This window comes from Shewanella saliphila, assembly GCF_014648295.1.
GTDB classification, from domain to species: Bacteria; Pseudomonadota; Gammaproteobacteria; order Enterobacterales; family Shewanellaceae; genus Shewanella; species Shewanella saliphila.
In genome coordinates this window covers 26284-50933 of the sequence record NZ_BMQV01000037.1, presented here as the reverse complement: position 1 = coordinate 50933, position 24650 = coordinate 26284, and the positions used below count along the sequence as shown (strand labels likewise).

26 protein-coding genes are annotated in these 24650 nt (G+C 42.3%); 6 read left to right on the top strand and 20 right to left on the bottom strand.

Annotated elements, in window-relative coordinates:
• Positions 1–172: 172 nt before the first annotated feature.
• The 18 genes from bfr (IEY48_RS15515) to IEY48_RS15430 all read right to left on the bottom strand — a co-directional run bounded on the left by bfr (IEY48_RS15515) (position 173) and on the right by IEY48_RS15430 (position 17245).
• Complete coding sequence (gene bfr, locus IEY48_RS15515) at positions 173–640, bottom strand: bacterioferritin (RefSeq protein ID WP_188921936.1); 468 nt, start codon at positions 638–640, stop codon at positions 173–175.
• Positions 641–651: 11 nt separating this feature from the next.
• Positions 652–1122, bottom strand: a complete 471-nt coding sequence (bfr, locus tag IEY48_RS15510; RefSeq protein WP_188921934.1) for a bacterioferritin — start codon at positions 1120–1122, stop codon at positions 652–654.
• 220 nt (positions 1123–1342) lie between these two features.
• Entirely contained in the window at positions 1343–1567 is a 225-nt protein-coding gene (nqrM, locus tag IEY48_RS15505) for a (Na+)-NQR maturation NqrM (protein WP_188921932.1), read from the bottom strand.
• A gap of 55 nt (positions 1568–1622) precedes the next feature.
• Positions 1623–2636: an FAD:protein FMN transferase gene (locus IEY48_RS15500; protein WP_188921930.1), complete on the bottom strand. Its 1014-nt coding sequence runs from the start codon at positions 2634–2636 to the stop codon at positions 1623–1625.
• A 118-nt stretch (positions 2637–2754) separates the two neighbouring features.
• On the bottom strand, positions 2755–4002 hold the full coding sequence (gene nqrF, locus IEY48_RS15495) for an NADH:ubiquinone reductase (Na(+)-transporting) subunit F (RefSeq protein WP_188921928.1): 1248 nt from the start codon (positions 4000–4002) through the stop codon (positions 2755–2757).
• Positions 4003–4047: 45 nt separating this feature from the next.
• Positions 4048–4656 (bottom strand): NADH:ubiquinone reductase (Na(+)-transporting) subunit E, encoded by a 609-nt coding sequence (nqrE, locus tag IEY48_RS15490; RefSeq protein WP_160055340.1) that lies wholly within the window; start codon positions 4654–4656, stop codon positions 4048–4050.
• 5 nt (positions 4657–4661) lie between these two features.
• Positions 4662–5294: an NADH:ubiquinone reductase (Na(+)-transporting) subunit D gene (locus IEY48_RS15485; protein ID WP_188921926.1), complete on the bottom strand. Its 633-nt coding sequence runs from the start codon at positions 5292–5294 to the stop codon at positions 4662–4664.
• Positions 5294–6079 carry a Na(+)-translocating NADH-quinone reductase subunit C gene (locus IEY48_RS15480; protein WP_188921924.1) on the bottom strand — a complete coding sequence of 262 codons (786 nt, stop codon included), beginning with the start codon at positions 6077–6079 and terminating at the stop codon, positions 5294–5296. The genes IEY48_RS15485 and IEY48_RS15480 overlap by 1 nt, the downstream gene beginning before the upstream one ends.
• The gene (locus tag IEY48_RS15475) at positions 6072–7271 is read right to left on the bottom strand and encodes an NADH:ubiquinone reductase (Na(+)-transporting) subunit B (RefSeq protein WP_188921922.1); all 1200 of its coding nucleotides are present in this window, start codon (positions 7269–7271) and stop codon (positions 6072–6074) included. Before IEY48_RS15475 ends, IEY48_RS15480 begins: the two co-directional genes overlap by 8 nt.
• Positions 7271–8605: a Na(+)-translocating NADH-quinone reductase subunit A gene (locus tag IEY48_RS15470; protein ID WP_188921920.1), complete on the bottom strand. Its 1335-nt coding sequence runs from the start codon at positions 8603–8605 to the stop codon at positions 7271–7273. Before IEY48_RS15470 ends, IEY48_RS15475 begins: the two co-directional genes overlap by 1 nt.
• A gap of 412 nt (positions 8606–9017) precedes the next feature.
• Entirely contained in the window at positions 9018–11090 is a 2073-nt protein-coding gene (locus IEY48_RS15465; protein ID WP_188921918.1) for a TonB-dependent receptor, read from the bottom strand.
• Positions 11091–11269: 179 nt separating this feature from the next.
• Complete coding sequence (gene luxS, locus IEY48_RS15460) at positions 11270–11779, bottom strand: S-ribosylhomocysteine lyase (protein ID WP_188921916.1); 510 nt, start codon at positions 11777–11779, stop codon at positions 11270–11272.
• A 143-nt stretch (positions 11780–11922) separates the two neighbouring features.
• Complete coding sequence (locus IEY48_RS15455; protein WP_188921914.1) at positions 11923–13011, bottom strand: TRAP transporter substrate-binding protein; 1089 nt, start codon at positions 13009–13011, stop codon at positions 11923–11925.
• A gap of 258 nt (positions 13012–13269) precedes the next feature.
• On the bottom strand, positions 13270–13569 hold the full coding sequence (locus tag IEY48_RS15450) for a BolA family protein (protein WP_188921912.1): 300 nt from the start codon (positions 13567–13569) through the stop codon (positions 13270–13272).
• Positions 13570–13698: 129 nt separating this feature from the next.
• Positions 13699–15117, bottom strand: coding sequence for a DASH family cryptochrome (locus IEY48_RS15445; protein ID WP_188921910.1), 1419 nt, complete (start codon positions 15115–15117; stop codon positions 13699–13701).
• Positions 15118–15239: 122 nt separating this feature from the next.
• Complete coding sequence (locus IEY48_RS15440) at positions 15240–15887, bottom strand: alpha-ketoglutarate-dependent dioxygenase AlkB family protein (RefSeq protein WP_229786512.1); 648 nt, start codon at positions 15885–15887, stop codon at positions 15240–15242.
• Positions 15888–15911: 24 nt separating this feature from the next.
• A complete protein-coding gene (locus IEY48_RS15435; protein ID WP_188921908.1) occupies positions 15912–16880 on the bottom strand; it encodes a magnesium transporter CorA family protein in 969 nt (322 codons plus the stop codon).
• Between the two features lie 38 nt (positions 16881–16918).
• The gene (locus tag IEY48_RS15430) at positions 16919–17245 is read right to left on the bottom strand and encodes a winged helix-turn-helix domain-containing protein (protein ID WP_188921907.1); all 327 of its coding nucleotides are present in this window, start codon (positions 17243–17245) and stop codon (positions 16919–16921) included.
• Positions 17246–17439: 194 nt separating this feature from the next.
• Here IEY48_RS15430 and IEY48_RS15425 point away from each other — a divergent pair, with 194 nt between their 5' ends.
• Entirely contained in the window at positions 17440–18171 is a 732-nt protein-coding gene (locus tag IEY48_RS15425) for a PH domain-containing protein (protein ID WP_188921905.1), read from the top strand.
• Positions 18164–19762, top strand: a complete 1599-nt coding sequence (locus IEY48_RS15420) for a PH domain-containing protein (protein WP_188921902.1) — start codon at positions 18164–18166, stop codon at positions 19760–19762. The genes IEY48_RS15425 and IEY48_RS15420 overlap by 8 nt, the downstream gene beginning before the upstream one ends.
• A 137-nt stretch (positions 19763–19899) precedes the next feature.
• Here the strand turns inward: IEY48_RS15420 and IEY48_RS15415 are convergent, their stop codons facing one another.
• Positions 19900–20331 (bottom strand): universal stress protein, encoded by a 432-nt coding sequence (locus tag IEY48_RS15415; protein WP_188921900.1) that lies wholly within the window; start codon positions 20329–20331, stop codon positions 19900–19902.
• Between the two features lie 307 nt (positions 20332–20638).
• Here IEY48_RS15415 and IEY48_RS15410 point away from each other — a divergent pair, with 307 nt between their 5' ends.
• Both IEY48_RS15410 and IEY48_RS15405 read left to right on the top strand, forming a co-directional pair.
• A complete protein-coding gene (locus tag IEY48_RS15410; RefSeq protein WP_188921898.1) occupies positions 20639–22060 on the top strand; it encodes a coniferyl aldehyde dehydrogenase in 1422 nt (473 codons plus the stop codon).
• Between the two features lie 76 nt (positions 22061–22136).
• The gene (locus tag IEY48_RS15405) at positions 22137–22727 is read left to right on the top strand and encodes a TetR/AcrR family transcriptional regulator (protein WP_188921896.1); all 591 of its coding nucleotides are present in this window, start codon (positions 22137–22139) and stop codon (positions 22725–22727) included.
• 42 nt (positions 22728–22769) lie between these two features.
• Here the strand turns inward: IEY48_RS15405 and IEY48_RS15400 are convergent, their stop codons facing one another.
• Positions 22770–23087 (bottom strand): DUF1289 domain-containing protein, encoded by a 318-nt coding sequence (locus tag IEY48_RS15400; RefSeq protein WP_188921942.1) that lies wholly within the window; start codon positions 23085–23087, stop codon positions 22770–22772.
• A 158-nt stretch (positions 23088–23245) separates the two neighbouring features.
• Between IEY48_RS15400 and IEY48_RS15395 the strand changes: the two genes are divergently transcribed.
• Together IEY48_RS15395 and IEY48_RS15390 are read left to right on the top strand one after the other, a co-directional pair.
• A complete protein-coding gene (locus IEY48_RS15395) occupies positions 23246–23821 on the top strand; it encodes a DUF4136 domain-containing protein (RefSeq protein WP_373293743.1) in 576 nt (191 codons plus the stop codon).
• 121 nt (positions 23822–23942) lie between these two features.
• Positions 23943–24587, top strand: coding sequence for a DUF2913 family protein (locus IEY48_RS15390; RefSeq protein WP_188921894.1), 645 nt, complete (start codon positions 23943–23945; stop codon positions 24585–24587).
• Positions 24588–24650 lie beyond the last annotated feature (63 nt).

Here is a 24650-nt window from a genome sequence, read left to right as displayed (position 1 = left end):
CCTTCAGACCCTGCCGTTGGCCAGCAACGCCCTTGCCATTCGGATTATCTTCCCCTCAGTCGGGGTGATTCAGGTTTCTTTCAACCTGACGGGTTTGCCAGCTTCGCTGGGCAAACAAAAAAGCCCAAACAGAGTTGGGCTTTAAGTCGTTTACATTACATAAAGCAATAAATTACATTTGCTTTTGTAGGTAGTTTTGCAAGCCAACACGGTCAATTAACCGTAATTGCTTTTCTAACCAGTACATATGGTCTGATTCAGTGTCATCTAACAACACTTCTAAGATTTCACGGGTTTGATAATCTGCTTTTTCTTCGCACAGCTTTATCACTCGGCGTAAATCGTCTGCCACTTTGTATTCGTAATCTAGGTCATTTTTTAGCATTTCTTGCACATCTTTACCGATGTTTAATGCTTCACGGCTAGCAACATCTGGAGTGCCTTCTAAAAACAAAATGCGCTGAACAAGCTTTGCCGCATGCAATTTTTCATCGTCAGACTCATGCAAAATACGGGTATATAATTCGTTAAATCCCCAATCTTCGTACATATGAGCATGAACAAAATACTGGTCCATTGCCGATAGTTCGCCAGTTAACAGTAGGTTTAGGGCGTCGATAACTTCTGGATTGCCTTTCATGATAAATCCTATTAGTCGTTAATTTGAGATTGAAGATAGTTTTGAATACCGGTTTGGACGATGAGCCCTTGTTGTGACTCAATCCAATCTAAATGTTCTTCTTCGTCTTCGAGCAGCTCTTCAAGCATGTCACGGCTGACATAGTCTTGCTCTATTTCGCATACATTAATCGCTTCACGTAATATGGCAATTTGTTCAGTGACGGCAGCCATATCACAGCTGAGCATTTCTTCTGCATCTTCGCCAATACGCAACTTGTCTAATTGTTGTAAGTTAGGCAAACCTTCAAGAAACAATACTCGTTCAATCAACTTGTCAGCATGCTTCATGTCTTCAATCGATTTTTTGTACTCTTTTTCATTTAGCTTCTCTAATCCCCAATGTTTAAACATGCGTGCATGTAAAAAATACTGGTTAATAGCCGTTAGCTCACACGTCAGTACACGATTGAGTTGACTGATGACTTTAGGATGACCTTTCATAGTAATGTCCCTTGGTGAATAATTTGATCTCGATCAATTTTTAATAGCATAAAACACTGTAGAGACAAACGCAAATTTTACTTTAATTTCATCAACTTACAATTGATAACCATTATCATTATAACTAAGGTTTGTAACTCTAGTGCGATAAAACGCCCACAAAAAAAGCCTTCAAAATGAAGGCTCTTTACATTGTAAGCATTAGCTGAGATCAAAAAGATTAAATAATTCGGTTTTGATTCAGCATCTCTTTGCGCTCTTGTTCTTTTTGCATGCGGAGTTTACGCGCATCACATGGGTTGTCACAATCACAGGCTTTTTCAATACCAAGCACACCCAAGCCACCACAACTGCCTTCTACCGCTTTCTTTTTCACGATATAACCAACAGACATTAACAAGAAAAATAATAACAACACCACAAACGCTGCTAAAAATGTACTCATAACTAACTCCAATTAACTCAATTTTAGGCCTGACGTAAAAATCAGTAATATAACCCTATTTTACATATGCTTTAAAAGCATCACTGTAATAGACCTGAAAACCTTGATCTTGCTTTTCAATCAGCATGATTGCTAAATTTTTCTCTTTAGCAAGCGCCAACGAAGCTTGTGTACCTAACACCATCATGGCAGTGGCATATCCATCTGCGGTCATACAGCTAGAGTGTAGCACGGTTGCAGAGGCAAGTTTATGCTTAATAGGATATCCGTTACGAGGATCGATTAAATGTGAAAAACGTTCGCCATTTTCCTCATAAAAGTTACGATAATCGCCTGATGTTGCCATTGACATAGTACCGGGTTCAATCACTTGCTGCACGGCCTGACCGCCATCTGTAGGCTGCTCAACAGCAATGCGCCATGCGCTTCCATCGGCTTTTTTACCTTTTACGTTTAGCTCACCGCCAATTTCAACCAAATAACCACTGGCCTGATACTTGTCTAAAATAGCAGCGATTTTATCAACGCCAAAACCTTTGGCTATTGATGATAAATCAACATACAAATCTGCATTATGCTTAACTAAAGTTTGCCCTTTAATGGCCAGCTCACTGATACCCATTTTGGCTTTTGCGGCATCGATTTGCGACTGCGTAGGCACTGTCGTCGGCCTTTTGTCTGGACCAAAGCCCCATAAATTCACTATTGGCCCTAAGGTTATGTCTAGTGCCCCGTCGGTGTCTTGATATAAGCGTATGCCTTCGTTAACAACTTTGAGTGTATCTGCAGACACTTTAACGCTTTGTTGCACCTGTAATTGGTTAAATTTAGACAATTCAGAATCATTACGGTACGTCGACATTTGATCGTTAACCACATCTAACGCCATATCGATTTCAGCTTGTAATAACTGCGCCTCAGGCAAGTTGTTGCCTGGCACAACTTTGACATGATAAGTGGTCCCCATCGTACTGCCAGATAGCGCAATAATGGGTTCTGGTGAGCTACAAGCACTCATGCCCAGTAACAATAATGATGTAATTAATAACTTGATAGCATTCACGGTCATTTCATATTTACACTGGTTGAATGAATAAAAAAAATTGCAGCTTGCAGACCTGTGTTTATCACCTTGTCTGCATTGCTGCAATTTCATGACTTACTTGTCAATGTAATGAGTTAACTCATTAGCCACCGAAATCATCGAGTAAGATGTTTTCGTCTTCAACGCCTAAGTCTTTTAGCATACCAATCACGGCAGCGTTCATCATTGGAGGTCCACACATGTAGAACTCACAATCTTCTGGCGCATCGTGGTCACGTAAGTAGTTTTCGTACAATACGTTATGGATAAAGCCTGTGTAGCCAGTCCAATTATCTTCAGCCTGCGGATCAGATAACGCTACATGCCACTTAAAGTTATCATTTTCAGCTGCTAGGCCGTCAAAGTCTTCAACGTAGAACATTTCACGCTTAGAACGCGCACCGTACCAGAAGCTCATTTTACGTTTTGATTTAAGACGCTTTAATTGGTCAAAAATGTGTGAACGCATTGGTGCCATACCAGCACCACCACCAATAAAGACCATTTCTGCATCAGTATCTTTAGCGAAGAACTCACCAAATGGACCAGAAATTGTCACTTTATCGCCAGCTTTGAGGCTCCAAATGTACGAAGACATTTTACCACAAGGTAGGGTTAAATTACGTGGCGGTGGCGTAGCAATACGCACGTTCAACATAATAATCCCAAACTCTTCTGGGTAGTTAGCCATTGAGTATGCACGAATGGTTTCTTCGTCTACTTTTGACTCTAACTTGAAGAAACCAAAGTGTTCCCAGTCGCCACGGTATTGTTCAGGCACTTCAAACTCAGCATATTTAACATGGTGAGCGGGAGCTTCAATCTGAATATAACCACCGGCGCGGAAAGGCACTGATTCGCCATCAGGAATTTGCAGCTTAAGTTCTTTAATGAACGTCGCTTTGTTATCGTTAGAGATAACTTCACATTCCCATTTCTTGATGCCGAAGATTTCTTCGTCAAGTTCGATTTCCATGTCAGTTTTAACGTTAACCTGACAAGATAAACGACAACCTTGACGTGCTTCACCTTTGCTAATGTGATCAAGTTCAGTTGGTAAAATATCGCCACCACCTGATTTGATGTTTACGCGACACTGACCACATGAGCCACCGCCACCACACGCGCTTGATACAAAAATACCGTTGTCTGCTAATACGCCAAGTAACTTGCCGCCTGCACCTGTTTTAATTGCTTTATCTGTGTCGCCGTTGATACCAATCGTGATATCACCGCTGGCTACTAGTTTTGATTTAGCGAATAAAATCACTAATACCAACACTAATACAATCACAGTAAACATACTCACACCTAGATAAACATCTATTGGAGTAGATTCAAGAATACCCATTCACTTATCCTTAAAGGTTCAAATTAATGCGTCGTCTCAATGCTCTTAAAGAGAAACACCAGAGAATGACATGAAACCTAGAGCCATAAGGCCAGCAGTAACAAAGGTAATACCTAAGCCACGTAAGCCATTTGGCACGTCAGAATATTTCATCTTTTCGCGAATACCGGCCAGCAATACAATTGCTAATGCCCAACCAATACCAGAGCCGATACCAAATACCACGCTCTCGCCTAGGTTGTAATCACGTTCTACCATGAAAGATACTGCACCAAAAATTGCACAGTTCACGGTAATCAAAGGTAAGAAAATACCTAACGCGTTGTACAAAGGTGGGAAATATTTGTCTAACGCCATTTCCAAAATTTGTACAAGTGCTGCAATCACACCGATAAAGGTGATGAACTTCAAGAAGCTCAAATCAGCATCTGGTACGCCAGCCCAAGCTAAAGCACCAGGAGCAAGTAAACCTTGATAAATAATTTGGTTAGCAGGAACCGAGATAGCCAATACCACGATAACTGCAACACCTAGGCCCATCGCAGTAGTCACTTTTTTAGACACAGCTAAAAAAGTACACATACCTAAGAAGAACGCTAGCGCCATGTTTTCAATGAAAACGGAGCGAATTAATAAACTAATATAATGTTCCATTGCGTTTATCCTTTTGCTTCTACTTGCTCTGGCTTATAAGTACGGATCATCCAGATCAAACCACCGATCAAGAAGAACGCACTAGGTGGAAGCAGTAATAAGCCGTTAGGCTGGTACCAACCACCGTCAGAGATTTTACTGAGGATTTCTACGCCAAATAACGAACCATTACCGAATAATTCACGAATAAAGCCTACTGATAATAAGATAGCACCGTAACCTAAACCGTTACCGATACCGTCCATAAAGCTCATCAAAGGAGGCGTCTTCATTGCATAAGCTTCAGCACGACCCATTACAATACAGTTAGTAATAATCAAACCTACGAAAACCGATAACTGTTTAGAAATCCCGTATGCATAAGCTTGTAATACTTGATCAACTACGATTACCAAAGAAGCAATAATCGTCATCTGCACAATAATACGTACACTGCTTGGAATATGATTACGAATAAGTGAGATAAACAGGTTAGAAAACGCTGTTACCGCTGTTAGTGCAATGGTCATTACCAACGCTGTTTCCAGCTTAGTCGTCACAGCAAGTGCACTACACACACCCAAAATTTGCAATGCAATTGGGTTGTTATTGATAATCGGTCCAGTCAGAACCTGTTTAAGTTCTTTAACGTCAGCCATTAGCTTAACCCTCCGTTGCGTGCTTTAGCGATAAAGCTTGCAAAGCCTTCTTTACCTAACCAAAACTGCAATGAGTGTTGAACACCGTTACTGGTTAAGGTTGCACCAGATAATGCATCCACACCGTGAACCGTACTCGCCACTGCAGGATTTTTAGTTACGCTGATAGCTAAGTCGCCTTGAGCATCAAATAACTGTTTGCCTGTCCATAATGCTTTCCATTTTGGATTTTCTACTTCACCACCTAAACCCGGTGTTTCGCCTTGGTCATAATACACTAGGCCTTGAATCGTGTTTAAGTCAGCTTCTAAAGCCAAAAATGCATACATGGTTGACCACAATCCGTAACCGTGAACAGGGAAAATAACACTGGTTAACTTGCCAGCATCATCACGCACCAAGTACACAACCGCAGTGTCAGCTACGCGCTTAATTGAAGCGATGTCGTTTTCAGGAATAGACGAAGTTGCCACATCACGCGATGCTTTACGTTGATCGTAAGCATTGGCGTCACCTTCAACAAACTCACCTGTTGCAAGATCAACTAAACGTGCTTCAACATACTTGTCATAAGTGGTAAGAATATCTTGCTTAGTGACATTACCTTCTTTGGTATTAATCAGGCTTGCCGATTCAAGAATATACTTTTGCTTATCTAACAGTTTGTTTTCTAACTGAGTCGGTTTTAACAACACAGCTGCTGTCGATACCAATACAGAACAAACAAGACATAAGCCGACAACAACAAATAGCGTTCTACCGAACGAATCTTTATTACTAGCCACGAGCAATCCTCCGCTTGATATTTGCCTGTACAACGAAGTGGTCAAATAAAGGAGCAAAAAGGTTAGCAAACAAAATAGCTAACATCATACCTTCTGGGAACGCAGGGTTAATCACGCGGATAAACACTACCATCGCACCGATTAAGAAACCGTAAGCCCATTTTGCAGTATTTGTGAACGACGCAGAAACAGGGTCTGTCGCCATAAACATCATACCGAATGCAAAACCACCTAACACTAAGTGCCAGTGCCAAGGCATTGCAAACATGGCGTTGGTGTCACTGCCGATAACGTTCAGCAACGTTGCAATCGCAACCATGCCTAACAATACGCCACCCACAATGCGCCATGACGCGATGCGAGCATAAATGATCACTAAACCACCAAGCAAAATAGCAAAGGTTGATACCTCACCTACAGAACCAGGAATAAAGCCCATAAAGGCGTCTAACCAGTTTGCATTTGAGCTGTAATCAAATGTGCCTTGTGCGGCTTGGCTTAATGCTGTTGCACCCGAAAACCCATCAGCAACAACCCAAGAGGTATCGCCTGACATGCTTAATGGATAGGCAAAGAACAAGAATGCACGGCCCGCTAATGCTGGGTTTAAGAAGTTACGACCTGTACCGCCGAAGATTTCTTTTGCGACCACCACACCAAAGGTAATACCTAATGCCACCATCCATAACGGAATCGTTGCCGGTAAGGTTAACGCAAACAGTACAGATGTAACGAAGAAGCCTTCGTTAACTTCATGACCACGCACCGAGGCAAACAGCACTTCCCAGAAACCGCCGACAATAAATGTCACTGCGTATATCGGTAGGAAGAAGCAGGCACCATAAAACATCAGCGATGCAATACCTGAATCTGCAGTAAGTTGTGCACCAAATAATTCAAATAGGCCAACCTGCCAAACGTCAGGGGTACCGAAACCGGCGGCCATAGCGACTTGTGCTTGTAAGCCTACGTTGTACATACCAAAAAACATGGCAGGAAACGTACAAGCCCAAACCGTAATCATCATACGTTTTAGGTCAAGGTTATCGCGAACATGAGTTGAACCATGGTTCACTTTACCTGGAGTATAAAATACCGTGGCTGCCGCTTCATAAAGGGCATACCACTTTTCGTACTTACCGCCTTTTTCAAATTGCGGTTCAATACGCTCGATAAAATCTTTCAAGCTCATTAGCCTTCCCTCTCGATCGTATCTAGACAGTCACGTAAATATGAAGCGTAGTCATACTTACCAGGACATACGAACGTACACAATGCCAAGTCTTCTTCGTCCAACTCTAATGCGCCTAAACGAGCTGCGCCATCAAAGTCCCCAGAGACAAGATCACGAAGTAGCATGGTAGGTAGAATGTCTAAAGGCATCACGCGTTCGTAGTTACCAATCGGTACCATTGCACGATCAGAACCGCCAGTACTGGTGGTCATATTAAACAGACGTGATGGGCTTAGGTGACCTAAAAATGCACGAGTGATAGAGAATTTGTCGGCACCAGGCATCGCCCAACCAAACAATTCTTTCTCAGTGCCTTCTTCAAGTACACTCACCTGTTGATGGTAGCGACCTAAATAAGCATGAGGTCCTACTGCAGTGCGGCCATTTAATACCGAACCAGAAACGATACGAACACCTTCACCTACTGTTTCATCAGCAGTAAGCTCAGCCATGCTTGCACCTAACACGGTACGCACTAAACGAGGTTGTTTTGCTTTAGGGCCGCCAATTGCCACTACTCGCTCAGTGTTTAATACACCTTGAGTAAATAGTTGGCCAATTGCAATCACGTCTTGGTAACCAACATGCCACACACTACGAGTAGCAGAAGCATTAAGTACGTGATGAATGTGGGTACCCACTAAACCTGCAGGGTGTTTACCCGCAAATTCTTCAACTTGAGCGTTAGCTGCAGGGATATCAGCACCAGGCGCTTTACATAGGTAAACTTTACCTTCAGTTAATCGTGCTAATACCTTAAGGCCATTAGCAAAATCGTCTTTATGTTCAGCGATGACTACCACAGGATCGGCAGCAAGAGGTTGAGTATCTATTGCAGTAACGAAAATACCTGCTGCAGTAGCATCTACGGCGGGCACTTTACTGAAAGGGCGAGTACGTAATGCAGTCCACAAACCTGATTCAATCAGATTATCGCGAACGGCTTGTACATCTAACGTGTCTAATTTGTCTGCATCATATTGAGCAAAAGCAACATTATCGTCACCTTCTACAGCAATAACTACAGATTGAAGTACACGTCTTGCACCTCGGTTGATTTCTAAAATAGTACCACTGGCTAAAGCCGTATATTTAACGCCTAAATTCTTTTTATCTTCAAAAAGAACCTGGCCTTTTTGTACTTTATCGCCCACTTTGATCTTCATCGTTGGACGTAAGCCAATATACTCTTCACCCAAAGTAGCTACGTGTCCAATGGCTGGGCCATTATGGATAACTTGCTCTGGTCCGCCTGCTATAGGCAGTTCCAATCCTTTCTTAATTGTAATCATATCCACAAGCACTACGTTTGAAGGAAAGACAATGCGCCACGTTCCGCTACAAAAACAAAGTATTAACAAATACTTGCCATTTGAGCTAGCGCAGATTTAACACGGAAATGCGATCGAAATCACGCTGGTCGCGCGCATTTTACCGTAAATATGAGACTATCGCCACGAAAATAATAGGTGTTTTCAAACCAATGCCCTCGCGAATCGGCAACATTTAACTCAAATTTAATAAATAACAGCACAATACAAAAAGATAATGGCTATTTTTTGATTTGGCATACTATAGCATTAATTTTTATAGAAATAATTTATATCATTTAACCGCAGCCAAACACACAATAGCCCAAGCAAAAAATGTGCTTGGGCTATTGATATAGGCTCAAAAATTTAACAAACTTCTGTCTAAAAATGCTTAAAAACGAGCTTGATACCCTAAATACGCGGTCATTTCTGACTGGGCTTGAAGGCCTGCTAACGTTCGGTTTGCCACTAAAGTTTCGTCAAATAGGTTTTCAACTCGTAAATACACTTCATGCTGCTGAGTAATACTGTAAGTGGCGGCTAAATTGATTTTCCATTGGCTGTCGATTGGCTCAATTGCGGCAAGGTTGCCTTCATATTCTAATTCTGATTGGAACAGCGCCTGTGCCATTACAGATACATCCCCCACGACGACACCCGAGCTGAAACTAAACTGCTGCTTAGGTACCCAGGGTAATTGGCTATCGCCGTCAAAGCAGCCATTGCTATTTGAACAATATCCAATATCTGTTTCTGCTTGGGTGTATTGATATTTTGCTTTAAATGGAATCGAAAAACTGTCAAACGCTAGGCTATACTCAGCCGATAAGTCGATGCCTGTCACCGTCACATCTTCGATGTTTTCTTGCAATGCAATTTGCTCGTAATCGCAAATCATGCCAAACATACAACCAATATGTTGATTATCGTAATCATGCAAATAAGCGGTCATTGCCAGCGCGAGAGTACCTTGTTGATACGCTAATGAAAGTTGATATTGCAACGCCTCTTGGGCGCTTTGCTCTAAATTACCCGCTGAAGCCGCTGTCCAAGCTTGTTTAGCTTGTAATGCTGCAGACCATGCACCTGTAGTGTAAGCCACTTCAATTGAAGGCATCCAGCCATCATCAGAAAAGTCAGCTTCAGTAAGATCGTAATCATCACTGACATCGCGAGACACACTGACATGCTCATAACCTAGGCCAAGGTTTATCGACCAGTCGCCATAATTTAATTTTGCATCCACAGCAGATGAAAATGCCGAAGCTTCATCGGTGTATACTGCAAACGCTTCTTTATCACTGACAGAAGTTAATGATAAATCTTGATTCCATAACCAATCTTGGCCACCTAATTCCATTTCGGCTTTGTCAGTATGATAACGAGCGCTATAAGTCACTTGATGTTGGCCATACATATTCACGCCTTTAGTTTGCACACCAAAACCTGCAAAATCGTTATCTTGCGATAAGGCGCCTAAATTCATGCCATCAGTGGTTGGATTGACTTCAAATGCGGCAATGTTGCTTAACAGGAGTGAATTAATCGTGTCACCATCAACATACAACATGTCGACGGTTTTTTGTGAATAGGTTTGGTAATAAAAGTCGGTATCGACTGTTGAGGTTTTCGACAAATAAAGCTTATGGGCTAACACATAGCGATTACGCTCTGTTTCTTCCATATCAATATTAGCAGCAGAATAAAGTTTACCAGGATCTTGGTCAAAATCAGTGTTGGTTAAACCAAGCGATCCGATGTCGCTATCTTTACTCGAGTATTGATAGCTAAATTCTGTGGTTTGTTTATTTTTTGCGCCAGGCAAGCTGTCGGCGGTAATTTTAAACATAAGGTCAGTTTGAGTTGCGTCTGCATCGCGATCAACTTGGTAACCCACCTCATCTGATGCCGATTGATAATCAAGCGCCAGAAGCATGCCGTATTCTTTGGTGGTTCCACTAGCGATCCCACCGACACTAAAGTCGCTGTTATCGTTCATTTCTACGTTAAACTCACCCGCGTTCTTTTTGGGGCTAATCGCAGCGGATTGATATTCAAGCTTACCAAATGAAGCTTCTGAACCGTCGACAATACTGGTCATACTCGACAAGGTGACACTCTGCTGATGCAGCATATTCGGTTGAATCACTAAATTTTGACCTGAATAAGGCGCCGGAGAAAAGAAAATACCATCTTGCATAACCGCCACACCGTCTGACACACCACGATGCATTAGTTCAACGTCTTCATTTGTTGCCGTCGGGAGCACTGTCGCGCCTGTTAACCCAATAGCGATATCACTTTGACGATAATGAAACGCGCTTTGAGTAGGCTGCTTTAACTCTAGGTGATTATTGACTGTATCGATTGATTCCGTGACCGTTTCGGCAGCGGCATCAGAAGAGTGACAAGCAAAAAGGACTGCAACGGCAATCACTGACAGGCTAAATGGATGGTTAGACATAATTATCTCCGTATATTTGTCTGGTCAAGCCAAAATAAACATCATATTTGTTATTATGCCGATACAATAACGGTTTCAGTGACATAAAAACAGCATGCCGATAACGTTTCCCCCACAAAATGCGATTTTAGTAACAAAAAAAACGGCCGAAGCCGCTTTTTATAAGAGTAGAGATCAGTTTAGAGATTACCTAAAATCTCATCACTCAATTTTAAGTCATCATTTAGATTGACACTAACACCTGCAGCGATAATCATTCGAGCAATATCTTGTGCTTCACTAAGCGAATGCATCTCATAAGTACCACATTGGTATTCATTAAGTTCTGGAATGTCTTTTTGCTCAACCACATTGGTTACATCACCCATTGCAGCAAGCCATGCGTCAGCAACAGCGCTCTCTGTTGGTTGGCCAATTAAGCTCATATAAAAACCGGTACGACAGCCCATTGGCGAAATATCGATAATCTCAACACCATCACCATTTAAATGGTCGCGCATAAAGCCGGCAAATAAATGCTCCAGCGTATGAATACCGCGCTCGCTTAAAATATCTTTATTGGGTGCGCAAAAACGTAAGTCAAACACGGTAATCGCGTCGCCACTTGGCGTGCTCATGTGTTTTGCAACGCGCACAGCTGGAGCATTCATACGAGTATGATCTACGGTAAAACTGTCTAATAAAGGCATTGCTCTCTCCCAGAATATAAAATGATTTTGACAATATACGATCGAATAACGAAATAGTATCACTTATCTGCCAACGTCACAGCCTGAGTTTATATCGTTTTATTCATCTTAAGAACGATTGAGCTTGCAAGGTTATTTTGACATTAATTAAGCGCGTCTTCGGTATAGTGAAAATAACGTTTAACCGCAGCCTCGTTGGCTAAATAAGCTTGTAATACTTTATTAAACATTGGGTCTTTTGCGGCTTCTTCTGTTAATACTTCATCCCTAGCCTGTTTTAATGCTGCTATAACCTCTGGTGGAAAAGGGGTTACTTGCACATTATGTTCACTGATTAAGGTGTCCATTGCTGCAATGTGGCCTTGGGTATAATCATCGAGCATATCTTGGTTTATCGCTCTAGCCGCCACTTTTACAATCGCTTGTAAATCGGCTGGTAACGCTGAAAACGCTTGTTGATTAACTAAAAACTCCATTGAAGAACCAGGTTCATGCCAACCAGGATAATAGTAATACTTAGCAACTTGATGTAGCCCGAGTGGTAAATCGTTATAAGGGCCCACCCACTCTGCCGCGTCAATGGCACCTGTTTGCAATGCACTGTACAGCTCACGTCCAGCTAACTCGTCAACCGGGACCCCACCCAGTTTCTTTAATACCTTACTGCCAATACCAGGCAAACGCATTTTAAGGCCTTTCAAATCTGCTGGAGACATAATGGGTTTATTAAACCAGCCTCCCATTTGCATGCCCGTATTTCCCCCCGCTAGCGGCAAAATACCAAAAGGCTGATAAACCTCTTGCCATAATTCAATTCCGCCGCCATGGTGCAGCCAAGCATTCATTTGCTGGGCATTTAAACCAAAAGGAATTGATGAGAAAAACTGCGATGCTGGTGCTTTTCCTTTCCAGTAATGCGCCGCACTGTGACCCATTTGCACCGTACCTTTGCTTACGCCATCAAATACAGACAAGGCTGGCATTAACTCGCCTGCTCCATAAACATGAATCACTAAGCGACCATTAGACATTTGCTCAACCAGTTGCGCAAATCGCTCAGGTGCCATGCCTAATCCGGCAAGGTTTTTAGGCCAAGATGTTGCTAAACGCCATTCAATTGCTTGATGAGACGTAGCAGTTTGAGTTTTAGTCACTGTGTTTGCAGGTGGCTGCTGACAACTGGACAGCAACAACAATCCCAATAACCCGCAGTACAGTTTCAACTTCCCCATGATGAAATCCTTACTTTCTGTCATTGATAACGGACTAAAATAGATCACTGATTTGAACAATAATCACATAAATATCACCTTAACATAACAATAACAACTAACAACGATGTCTGTCTCAATAACAAATAAAAAAGCCTCACAACTTGTGAGGCTTTACCATATATAATGTTGATTGGATTATTATTTTTAACAATCCATTTGTCGCAGTCATATTTAAAGACACGCTATTGCTCAGCAATAGTGACCGCGACAATCACGCTATCCTTTACAGTTAGGCGTTTTAGGCACTTCGTCCAAGGCTTGCCATTCAGCTTCAGTGTAAACATTAATTGATAATGCATGCACACCATTAGCTAATTCATCAGCTAAGGCTTGATTAACTAAACGATGACGAGCTAATAAACGCTGCTCGCTAAATTTATCGCTGACAACAACGACTTTAAAATGGGTCTCTGAATTAGGTGGCACATGATGACGATTACTTTCATTAATCACTTCAAGGTGCAATGGCGTAAAGGCTTGACTCAATTTATCTGTAATGATTTGTTCGACAGACATAGTGATACTCTTATTAATCCATATCAATGAAATCGCAGGGTACTGGTTTGCCGAATAAAGGTCAAACAAGCAAACTAAAACTTATTACTGGTGCACAAATTTACCGCAACTTAAATCCAACCCACATGTTCATGTTGTTGGCCAATCGGCTATATCGACATAATCGAGTTCGACATCATACTCACTGCCCCTTTGCGGCAGGTTTTCTCTACCCAGCCAGGCATTGATAAATTTTCCTTGAGGGTCGTAAGTTTGTTGTTGCTTGGCAAGATTAAACCGTCTACCCCCTCGAGGATCTGCGCCCACACCTGCTAGGTATTGCCAATTACCCCAATTAATTGCAACGTCATAATCAATGAGTTGTTGCTGAAAATAGGCTGCACCGTAGCGCCAATCGCATTGCAATTCATGAATTAAACAACTGGCGACAATTTGTCTGCCACGATTAGACATATAACCGGTTTGGTTTAATTGCGTCATCAATGCATTCACCAATGCATATGGGGTTGTTGCGCTTTTCCAGGCTTGTAATCGCTGCGCATAAAAACTGGTTAGTGGTTTATTGCCGCTAATGCCTGAAAAGCAAAATAGCTTGTTGTTAAACTTATGACCATACCAATGAAAATACTCCCGCCACAGCAGTTCATATTCAATCCATTGGCTTGACTCATTTGCACCATGTTGCGATTCAAATTGGCGTAATGACGACACCACTTGTCGAGCCGATAAACAACCATTTGCCAACCAAGGGGAAAACTTGGTTGAGTGCTCCCAGCCCGCTAATTCGTTTCGAACAATTTTATAGCTATGGGCTAACTTAGAGGAAAAATAACTGTCTAGTTGTAACAACCCTTGTGCTTCGCCGCCACAAAACACGTTATTCAACATGTGAGTTTGTGGCAGCCAGGCGGGATAAGATAACCACGACTGCAATAATGTATCTTGCGACTGCAACACAACCATTGGTGGTAACCAAGATATTTGCTCTTTTGCTGCATCAAAATGGCTATCTTTAACCCGTTTTCTAAACTGACTAAAGCTGGGTGGCAGTGCGTCCAACTCAAAAGGCAGTTGCGGTAAATCAAACAAGGTTTGGGTCGTGCAGCTGACAAATTCAATGTCTGTAGCACATTGTTGTTGAATCGCTTGCCAAGCGGCTCGCTCATTTGCACCGCTGTGATGGCTTCGATAGACTCGGGTAATATCATGAGTGCTGATTAAATGAGGCAGACAACGCTTCGCCTGAGCATACACAATATGCAATTGCTGACCATATTGATTAAGTGCTTCATCGAGAGCATGCAGCGACTCTAGCAAAAATTTTAGCCTGTGTTGCCCTAGGTACTGGGCTTGATATTGCTCTCCCTTAAACCATTGAGGATCGATACAGTACACAATCATCAGTTGTTGAGCATGTTGAGCGATGTCGGCAAATATGGCGTTATCAGATAGGCGTAAGTCATCACCAAGCCAATAAAGTGCCCTAACATTTTTTGCCGAGGTAATTGCCTTACTAGCCGGTAAAGATGGAGCATTTACGTTGCTCATGTATTGCACCACTGATTACGTGTTTCATGCTCAATTGATACGTAAACACACCGCGGCAAGGTTCAATAAAAGATTGTTTTTGTCATTAACGGGGCTTGAGGTGATGCTATTTACCGTAAAGCTTAGCGATAGTAATGGGGGATAATGTGCCTAAAGGTAAAGTTGATTCTAGGCTCTGTAACTTTAAGTCGTTTAGGCAAAGCATGTTGCCAGTGTTGTTGCATGCCAGGGTGCATAATCAACAAATCTCCAGACTCTAGGGCAAAATTCACTTTGGTTTGCGTTTTTTTATGGCGCACAACAAAGTCTCTACAGGCTCCAAGAGTGACAGAGGCAATAGCTGAGCCCTCGATAATTTCGGGTTCATCATCACTGTGCCAGCCCATGCAATCGTGCCCATTTGCGTAGCGATTGACTAACGCTGTGTTGCTTTGTATTTGATGATCTGTAAACAGTTTTTGTCGTAAACGACTTAACACCTTAGGCCAAGGCAAGGCGCTAATGTGTAACTTAGAATAATGATAGTCACAACCCGGATCGCCAAACCACGCTTGAGTGCGCGGAATAGGATGCCGCTTACCATAGACTTCAATAGACACTTTTTCTAACGGGTAGTGTTCAACTTCGTTAAGTAACAACTGCTGCTGTTTAGCGGACAAAAAGCCTTTAATCCAGGTAACAGGTGGCGTTAATGGATGATCAACATCTGTATCGAGATCTAACTGGGCTTGAGGTGCCTCAAAGTCAAACCCTTGTTGCAAACCAGACACTTTACCTCCTATTTCATTAAACAGTTAAAACCAGCGCTTTATTTTAGCCCACCATAGCCCCAAAATCACAATCAACGCCATAAGCAGCAACACAGCAAAATAACCATAAGACCATTTTAGCTCTGGCATATTGTCAAAGTTCATCCCATAAATACCCGCGATGACCGTTAAAGGTAAAAATATGGCCGTAACCAAGGTTAACGTCATCATTACCCGGTTGGTTTTATGCGCGCTCACAGAGATAAAGCCATTAATCAAACTGCTCACTAATCCTTGATACAAACTGGCGCGGCTCGATAATCGCTCAAACTGATTATACAAATAACTTAACTGTTGATAGTCAAACTCAATGTGTTTAGCACCATCATTACCTAACAGTTGTTGCAGTAGTTCTTCATGATAACTAAATGAACGTTTTGCCTTTTGTAATTTACTGCTGTATGCCATTAGCTCAGCAAGTAAATCGTCAGTTGATGCATCAAAAATTTCGTCTTCTATATCATTTAAGCGTTCTTCTAATGCCAACATAACGGCTAAGTAGTCGGTCACTATTTGACGCATAATCGCAAAACACACCCAGCTCATTTCCGGGCTATCAAGGCTTTGCTTAGCCATGACTTGTTCGGTAATTTTAGCCACACTAATTGAAGGCTTTAAATGCTGAGTAATCAAAAACTGACGATTAACGTGCATCAGTAAATGGCTTCTATCGAGTATTAAATAGGCTTCTCGCTCCATTAACTCATGCGTCAATAAGTATGCGTGATGAGCATAGGCTTCAATTTGAGGTGGGTGACGTTCACGATGCGCTTCTTCAAAATCAAGATTATCAATGCCAAATTGCGGATGTGCTTGAAAAAAAGCTTGGTTATTGGGGCCGCTGATGTCAATCCAAATACGCTGTTTTTCTGGCTCGTATTGCGCCATAAGACGCTCGTCGCCATGCGACAATAGTTGACCTTGGTTATCAAACAATAAGATGTGAATGGTCATAATTAACTCATACTAAGACAACAGGGCCGCCTTTCGAACTAGCAGGCTAACTCTTGGGTTTCTACATCTTCAATAATGGCTTTAATTTGTTCAAAATGACTATTAACCCAAGCGCTACTGATCGGCCCCCAGGTCGAAATTCGATAATGTCCTTCATTATGCCTTTGCCCTTGCTGAATAAAATCAACTTTAATACCAATATCGGCAAAAGCTGCAATAGCATCTTGCAGGGTACGCCTTGGCATACCTGTTAACTTTTGTAGACTTAACAGATTATGTTGCTCTTCATCGAGTAGATGTGCCAGATATAGCTTTCGCAAAAATGCTTTTTGCGATTTATTAATAACGTTAACTTGAGAAAACATCGATATAACGCCCTATAAATAATACGACTTTATTTGAAATTACTGCATGTGTTGCCCTGCATGCAAGTAATATCAACAGCTAAGCAATAATCAAATTTACGGTTTGAGATAAACATTTACAACCTGTTAGTCGCAAATTGCCCCAAAACCATGGCAGTATGATAAGGAGACGGTAACAAAGGTATAACATAATAATGAACATGGACCCGACACAAAAAAGCCAGCCTTTAATCGCACACGCCTCAGATTCAACAGCTGAGTCAGCGGCAGAATTAAACCATTACCAACATGGTCATATACTCAGGCCGGCTCAATATATCCCACTATCCAGGTTAGCGCTGCAAGCCGTCGATGCTAACTACCCCAAATTACTGCTGATTATTAGCATTACGATTGCGGTGTTAATCACCTTAGGCATTACCATTTTTGGCCTAATTAATCCCGATATTCCAACGAGTGTGACCTTATCCATATTGCCAGGTTATGCATTGCTAGCAGTGATTATCATTAAACTTATCCATATGAAAGCCAAACGGATTGCCTATGGTGTATTTGAGCATGAACTGGTGTTCCGTGAAGGGCTATTTTGGGTGTCAACAACTGCCCTACCTTATACCCGCCTGCAGCACGTGAATTTATCTCAAGGGCCGGCTGAGCGAAAATTTAATCTGGTGTCATTAAAATGTTTTAGTGCCGGCAGTGGCGTGGCAGAGATTGATTTGCCCGGACTCAATGCTGAACTGGCTGAACATTTACGTCAGCACCTGTTAGCTAAAGCCGCAGCGAGCCACCAGCCAATAATAGAACAGCCTGAGAATGACAGCGATAGTTCACCAGAAAATGACACGCAAACCAGCGCAGATGTGGAGCATCAACTCACCACGGCTAAAGCCGAAACATCAAGTGAGGACACACCTCATGGATGAGTCGCCAAAAACACCTCAATCAATAAAACAACCCAATGTTATAGCCGCTGCTACGACTGAGCAGCACAGCAGTGACACTCTCGCCAATCAGCTCAAAGAGTGGCAAGCATTATCGCCCTGGTCGATTATTACCTACGTAATTGGTGCACTCAAAGGGATCCTCAGTAATGGTATTGCCATCATCCCAATCGTTTATACCGGTTGGAAACAAGGGTTTGATGGGCAATGGTTGGCGTTGATGATAAGCGTGATAGTGCTGCTTGTCAGTGTGGCTGCAGTGATTGAGTGGCACAAATTTCGCTTTCGTTTGTCAGAGGAAAAACTCGATGTTAAGCGGGGACTATTTTTTACCAAAAAAGATGAAATCCCCCTTAGCAGAATTCAAAATATTCGTTACGAGCAACCTTTTTATTTTAAACCGCTCGCCCTTGGCACATTGGTAATAGAAACCGCAGGGTCGAAAAAAGATGAAGCCAAGCTCGCAGCGTTAAACATCGAACAGGCGCAAACGCTCAAACGCTTATTGCTTACGACACCGTCGTCCGCTCAAGCCAATATTGAGCCGCAACTTGATGCTCAAACGCAAAGCTCTACTCCTGTAACGCGTAAATCTCTGGGTGATTTATTACTGTTTGGCTTTTATCAAAACAACTTTATTTGGTTTGCGGTAATTGCGGGGCCCATCATCGGTCAAATCGATATGGAAAAGGTGTTTGACTCAGCAATCGCCAAACAATTTTGGCTGTGGATTGAGAGCCAAACCCATCAAAATATTGGCTTACAAAGCTTGTTTTTTATTCTTGGCTTGCTGTTTTTATACGGACTGTTTTCGCTTATTTCGATTATCGCCGCTGTATTAAAATATCACCCCTACAAACTCGATAGGCATACCGACACCCTGCAACGCAGTGGCGGAGTTATTTCACACCAACAAGATGCATTAGCCATTAAAAGGGTGCAGCTGATCCAGGCAAAGCAACCTGTGCTAGCTCGGTTGCTTAAGCGTTGGACCCTGTATTTTAAGCAAGTCAAAGGCCAGGAGGTTGAGCAAAAAACCAAACAGCATATGCTTATTCCCAGCGTAAAACCCAACGAAGTAGCAGCAATATTAACGGCCATGCCCAATCTCAGTGGCGGCGCAAGCGCTTTACCACCCAATTACAGGTCAATTCACATAAAATGGTTTACAAGGCGGATCATACTGCCACTGTCTATCGCCATATTGTTATCGGTCACTGGCGGATTTGATGGACGTAGTTTGAGCTTTTTTGAATCCACCTGGCTAACCACGTCGGTGATTATTGGGCTTATTTATTTACGTTATAAACATTGGGGATATGTCATTGAAGACCAGGTAATCTGGCAGCACACAGGCTTACTCGGCAGGCAATGGAAACGCATTGCTTTTGACAAAGTACAACACGTCAAAATAACTCAAACACAGGGACAAAAACGGGCAAACTTAGCTTATATTGAAATCGGTCTTGCCAGCGGCAGTGTGGTGTTTCCTTATATCCCTATCGACATTGCTAATCAAATCATTTCCCGTTCGCTACATGCGGTTAGCCGTAATAGCCAAAACTGGATTTAACGTCATATCGCTTACACAAAGACAACTGTTTTGGGCAATACCAACCAGACACTTTTCTAATCGAGATGCCAAATGCGACCGGTCACCCATCGCTGGTGACTGGTCAGCATTATTAACTAAGATCAAGCTTCTAAAGCTTATTTAACCACTAACACTGGGCATTTGGCTTTATTCGCCACTTCTTCTGCAACGTTATCGTGCAAAAAGTGCGATAGGCCTGTACGTCCGTGGCTAGCAATTACCACCATACCAATGTTTTCACCATTAGCTTCAGCTAAAATTTCGGTCACAGCATCACCACGACGGATCACTGTTTCAACTTTTAAATCGGTTTTTAACTGAGCTAATAATTCATGCATTTGCTTGGCGGCAGCATCTTCCATGGTTTTAGCCAACTCTTCAGGTGTAATCGCAAGCACCATATAGTTTTCGTCACCTAGAGGTTGATCAACCACATTCAAAATACGAATACCTACATTGTAGAGATTTGCCATCTCAATGGCATATCGTAAGGCATGTGACGCCGTGTCTGAAAAATCGGTAGGCCATAAAATATTACGTGTACGCATTTTGCTACCCTCCTTAAACGTGAACAGCTAAAGAGTCAGTTAACCAGCTTAAACTTGCACAGCCAACAGACTGTATTCACGCAGTTAATAACCCCCTCTTTCAACTTAAGTGTAGTCATTAATTTGAGTATTTTTAGTGATCAAAATCAAATCAATGCCGAAAACTTGCTTTAGTTCAAAAAAACGCCTAACATCAGACCGACTAATCAGTCGGTTTGTTTTTAAGCGCTTCAACTAAGCTCAATATGGCATCTCATTCAGTATCAGGCACAACGAACCGATTCATATTTTCAGCCGGAGAACAATAATGAACATGGCAGTTGATCAAACCGTAAACTCACTCGCGCCATTACTCGACGCTCAACGAAGCCGCTATTTATCTCAACCCGCGCCAAGTTATCAATCTCGCGTTGACAAATTAACTCAACTAAAACTTGCATTACTTGAGAGTCAGCCAGCAATCATTGAAGCTCTTAACCAAGATTATGGTCACAGGTCTTCAAATGACACTGTTATTTCAGACATCATGCCGTGCGTTAACAATATCAATTACACCATTAAGCACCTTAAATCGTGGATGAAACCTAGCCGTCGTCATGCAGGCATGTTGCTATCCCCCTCAAAAGTGTCAGTGCAATATCAACCTTTAGGTGTGATTGGTATTATTGTGCCGTGGAACTTCCCTATCATGTTATCAATGGGGCCATTAGTCACCGCCATTGCCGCAGGTAATGGTGCCATGCTCAAAATGTCTGAGTTTACTCCTGCAACGAATGCCGTGTTACGCCAATTACTTGCCACTATTTTTGATACCTCTGAAGTGGCTATTGTTGAAGGTGAAGCGGAAGTTGCCGCAGAGTTTTCATCTCTGCCTTTTGATCATATTTTATTTACCGGCTCTACCGTTGTTGGACGACATGTTATGCGTGCCGCAGCTGATAACTTAACGCCGGTGACGTTGGAGCTAGGTGGCAAATCGCCCGCGATTATTGCGCCCGACATGTCGATAGACACCGCTGTTGAACGACTCATTTTTGGAAAATGTTTAAATGCCGGTCAAATCTGTGTGGCCCCTGATTATGTGCTCTGCCCTGCCGACAAAGTAGATGCGTTTATTGCAGCTTATCGTGCTCGTTTTAACAAAATGTACCCTGATTTTGTTAATAACCAAGATTACGGCAATGTCATTAATGACCGCCAATATCAGCGCTTATTGAAAGTGCTTGACGATGCTAAAGCAAAAGGTGCAAAGGTCATATCCGCAACGGATGACCCAATTTCTACCGATAACAGAAAATTAGCAACGCAACTGATTACCGACACAACAGACGACATGTTGTTGATGCAAGATGAGATTTTTGGGCCACTCTTACCCATTATTAGCTATCAAAATGTGTCAGAGGCCATTGGTTATGTTAACCGTGGAGACAGGCCGCTGGCGTTATACATAATGAGTTTCGATGATAAAACCCAACACCATATTTTACAGCAAACCCATTCTGGTGGTGTGTGTATTAACGACACGGTATTTCATGTGGCGGCAGACGACGCGCCATTTGGCGGTATCGGCCCTTCAGGCATGGGGCATTACCATGGTAAAGAAGGTTTCTTAACCTTTAGTCACGCTAAAACGGTGCTAAACAGTGGTAAAATCAACACAGGCGTGTTTGTGCACCCTCCTTATGGTGGGCTCATTCAACGACTATTAATGAAGTTTTTCTTGCGTTAACAACGCTGCTGCCCAGGCAGTTCATAGACATTTTCTGGGCAGCTAATCATTTTCAACCACAGGCACTTTTGACTTAATGAGCAGTAAAACCACAACCACCACAGATAAAAAACAAGCTATTTTAGACTCAGCATTGCTGCTTTTTGTCAGTAAAGGCTTTAATGCAACATCAACTGCCTCCATTGCCAAAGCTGCGGGAGTGGCAACCGGGACATTATTTCATCATTTTCCGACCAAAAATGACATAATGAGTCAATTGTTTCTATCCATAAAACAAGAGTTTGCCAATAATATGGTCAGCAATACTCAGTTGTCTGGTGACATTGAAAAAGACGCCCATAACCTATGGCAAAAAGCCATTGATTGGGCTATCGCACAACCTCTTAAGCAATTATTCTTTTTACAATATTCAATGTCAGCCGATATTGATGTTGCGGTGAGAAAGCAAGCGATGACAAGCATCTTAGGCTTTGTGGTTGAGTTGATTGAGCAAGGCAAGCAGCAAGGCATTATTGCCAATTTCCCCAGCGAATTATTACTCGAAAACTGCCATGGGCAGTACTTAGCCGCTATCCGCTTCTTTACAGACAATCCACAACTCGGTAGTGACGAACAACATCGCAGTGCAAGCTTTAAATTGTTTTGGCATGCGATGAAAGCCCAGTAACACCTCACTGACAGCGAGCCAAGCTATAACGACCTAAAAATATTAACCATCTAAATCAAAACCCGCTAAATCAACATCATCTGCGGCTGAGTCGTTGTTATCTTCAAAATCTAATTGCGCTGTATGTGCGATTTGCTGGTTAAGCATTTCTTGTTGCTTAGCCTTATGCATTGCATATTGGCGTCGACGCTTGCGCTGTAAGCATAATCGAATAACATCTTGCTTTTGTAACTCACTGTAGTTCATCCAATTGAAACGCTCATCACGGCTTCTCAGGCACCCAACACAATAACCGCGGCTGTCAGACTGACAAACACCGACACAAGGGCTGGGTACCGCAAAAAAGCTTAACTGTTCCATCATCAGTGAGATTAACTCCTGTACATAAAAAGCAGACTATTTATTGATATGCGATATAGTCATAAAGGCCTAAAAATATACAGGCCAACAATCGTTGTATATTAAGGTTATACTAATTGAGTTAATTTTGTACATTATTACACGTTTTAGGAGGTCTTATGACAACATCAAAGCGTTCCATGTTAAGAGGAAGCAGTCCAACCTGGCGCAGACTGACATTAATAATATGTAGCTTATTTATCCTCGCGGCATGCACAACAAAGCCTAAACAAGATTATGATGTTAATTACGATTTCTCTGCACTTAAAACGTTTAGCCAACTCAGTGTTGAACAAACGAATGACCCACTAACAGCCGACAGAATTAACGCCGATATCAAGCAAAGTTTGTTAAACCAGGGATTTGTTTATCAACCAGAGGGTGGCGATTTTATAGTTAACTATGCGTTTGTCACTCAAGATAAAGAAAAAGACTCTAGCCTTTCAATCGGTTTAGGCTCTGGCACTTGGGGCTCTAAAGGCGGTATTGGTCTTGGTACCAGCATTGGGATCCCGCTTGGCAGTAATATCGCCAAAACCCAAACGATCCAAATTGATATTGTTGATTCAACAGATAAGCGCTTAATTTGGCGCGGTAATGGCCAGTATCATTTTGATCAAGGCGGCGAAGATAAGGCCAAAGGTATTAACGAAACCGTTGCGGCAATTTTGGCGCAATTCCCACCACAAAAATAACCACTTTTGGCCGTTGTTAACCGCAAATGCAACAACGGCCATCGCATTGTAAAAAAATCTATTTAGCAATTAACGGTTGCACGGTAAACTAGCCGCTATTCTACTTTATCGATTTGTTGACATGACCACCGAAACATATAACCAAGCCTTACTGGCATTAGCACTTGCCGGCATTGATGCCATCAATACCTCTGCATCACAACACAAAGCCCAACGCACGCCTGCGCAAGAAAGCCATTTTTTATGTAATTGGATGGTTGAATCGTTAAAAACAAAGCGTTTTTCTAAATTGGTTGCCGACGACTTAACCGCGTGGATCCGTCAAGCTCGTAGCCAAGGGGCTGGGGCGCAACTAAAACGTTTGCTCACCTGCATTGCAGACCAATATCAGCAAGCCAATAACAGCCCTATTGCGACAGGTACCGGGCTTAAAAACTTATTAACAGAATTAGCGGCTAAGCAATGGGTTATCATCACCGATACTGATATAGACGCTAAACTTAAATTAGACAGTGATGGGCAATCTAGCTTAATTATCTCTGCCACAGCGTTTAATCAACACATTGCTGATGACAAGATTGTTAAGCCGATTTCAATGTACATACGTGGCGATGAAAAAATCGTAGCTCAACTTGCGTTAACTCAGGGCTTATTACTGAGCCAAGGTAATAAAAAGACTACGTTAATCAAACACCACAAAACCTATACCTTAATGCCGAACAATCTTCATCCTAGTTTATGCTTGCTGTGCCTTGAGCAATATTAAACCTTTTTGATCAGCGTAAGGGGAATGCATTACAAGCAATAAGGAGTGTCTATAAGAAACGGC

Coding starts and splice junctions, on each gene's coding strand:
- IEY48_RS15455 (WP_188921914.1), bottom strand. CDS start 13,011: ATGGGGAAGTTGAAACTGTACTGCGGGTTATTGGGATTGTTGTTGCTG.
- nqrE (WP_160055340.1), bottom strand. CDS start 4,656: ATGGAACATTATATTAGTTTATTAATTCGCTCCGTTTTCATTGAAAAC.
- IEY48_RS15465 (WP_188921918.1), bottom strand. CDS start 11,090: ATGTCTAACCATCCATTTAGCCTGTCAGTGATTGCCGTTGCAGTCCTT.
- IEY48_RS15395 (WP_373293743.1), top strand. CDS start 23,246: ATGACAACATCAAAGCGTTCCATGTTAAGAGGAAGCAGTCCAACCTGG.
- luxS (WP_188921916.1), bottom strand. CDS start 11,779: ATGCCTTTATTAGACAGTTTTACCGTAGATCATACTCGTATGAATGCT.
- IEY48_RS15425 (WP_188921905.1), top strand. CDS start 17,440: ATGAACATGGACCCGACACAAAAAAGCCAGCCTTTAATCGCACACGCC.
- IEY48_RS15420 (WP_188921902.1), top strand. CDS start 18,164: ATGGATGAGTCGCCAAAAACACCTCAATCAATAAAACAACCCAATGTT.
- IEY48_RS15405 (WP_188921896.1), top strand. CDS start 22,137: ATGAGCAGTAAAACCACAACCACCACAGATAAAAAACAAGCTATTTTA.
- IEY48_RS15485 (WP_188921926.1), bottom strand. CDS start 5,294: ATGGCTGACGTTAAAGAACTTAAACAGGTTCTGACTGGACCGATTATC.
- IEY48_RS15415 (WP_188921900.1), bottom strand. CDS start 20,331: ATGCGTACACGTAATATTTTATGGCCTACCGATTTTTCAGACACGGCG.
- IEY48_RS15410 (WP_188921898.1), top strand. CDS start 20,639: ATGAACATGGCAGTTGATCAAACCGTAAACTCACTCGCGCCATTACTC.
- bfr (WP_188921936.1), bottom strand. CDS start 640: ATGAAAGGCAATCCAGAAGTTATCGACGCCCTAAACCTACTGTTAACT.
- IEY48_RS15475 (WP_188921922.1), bottom strand. CDS start 7,271: ATGAGCTTGAAAGATTTTATCGAGCGTATTGAACCGCAATTTGAAAAA.
- nqrF (WP_188921928.1), bottom strand. CDS start 4,002: ATGGGTATTCTTGAATCTACTCCAATAGATGTTTATCTAGGTGTGAGT.
- IEY48_RS15390 (WP_188921894.1), top strand. CDS start 23,943: ATGACCACCGAAACATATAACCAAGCCTTACTGGCATTAGCACTTGCC.
- IEY48_RS15470 (WP_188921920.1), bottom strand. CDS start 8,605: ATGATTACAATTAAGAAAGGATTGGAACTGCCTATAGCAGGCGGACCA.
- IEY48_RS15430 (WP_188921907.1), bottom strand. CDS start 17,245: ATGTTTTCTCAAGTTAACGTTATTAATAAATCGCAAAAAGCATTTTTG.
- IEY48_RS15500 (WP_188921930.1), bottom strand. CDS start 2,636: ATGACCGTGAATGCTATCAAGTTATTAATTACATCATTATTGTTACTG.
- nqrM (WP_188921932.1), bottom strand. CDS start 1,567: ATGAGTACATTTTTAGCAGCGTTTGTGGTGTTGTTATTATTTTTCTTG.
- IEY48_RS15445 (WP_188921910.1), bottom strand. CDS start 15,117: ATGAGCAACGTAAATGCTCCATCTTTACCGGCTAGTAAGGCAATTACC.
- bfr (WP_188921934.1), bottom strand. CDS start 1,122: ATGAAAGGTCATCCTAAAGTCATCAGTCAACTCAATCGTGTACTGACG.
- IEY48_RS15435 (WP_188921908.1), bottom strand. CDS start 16,880: ATGACCATTCACATCTTATTGTTTGATAACCAAGGTCAACTATTGTCG.
- IEY48_RS15450 (WP_188921912.1), bottom strand. CDS start 13,569: ATGTCTGTCGAACAAATCATTACAGATAAATTGAGTCAAGCCTTTACG.
- IEY48_RS15400 (WP_188921942.1), bottom strand. CDS start 23,087: ATGGAACAGTTAAGCTTTTTTGCGGTACCCAGCCCTTGTGTCGGTGTT.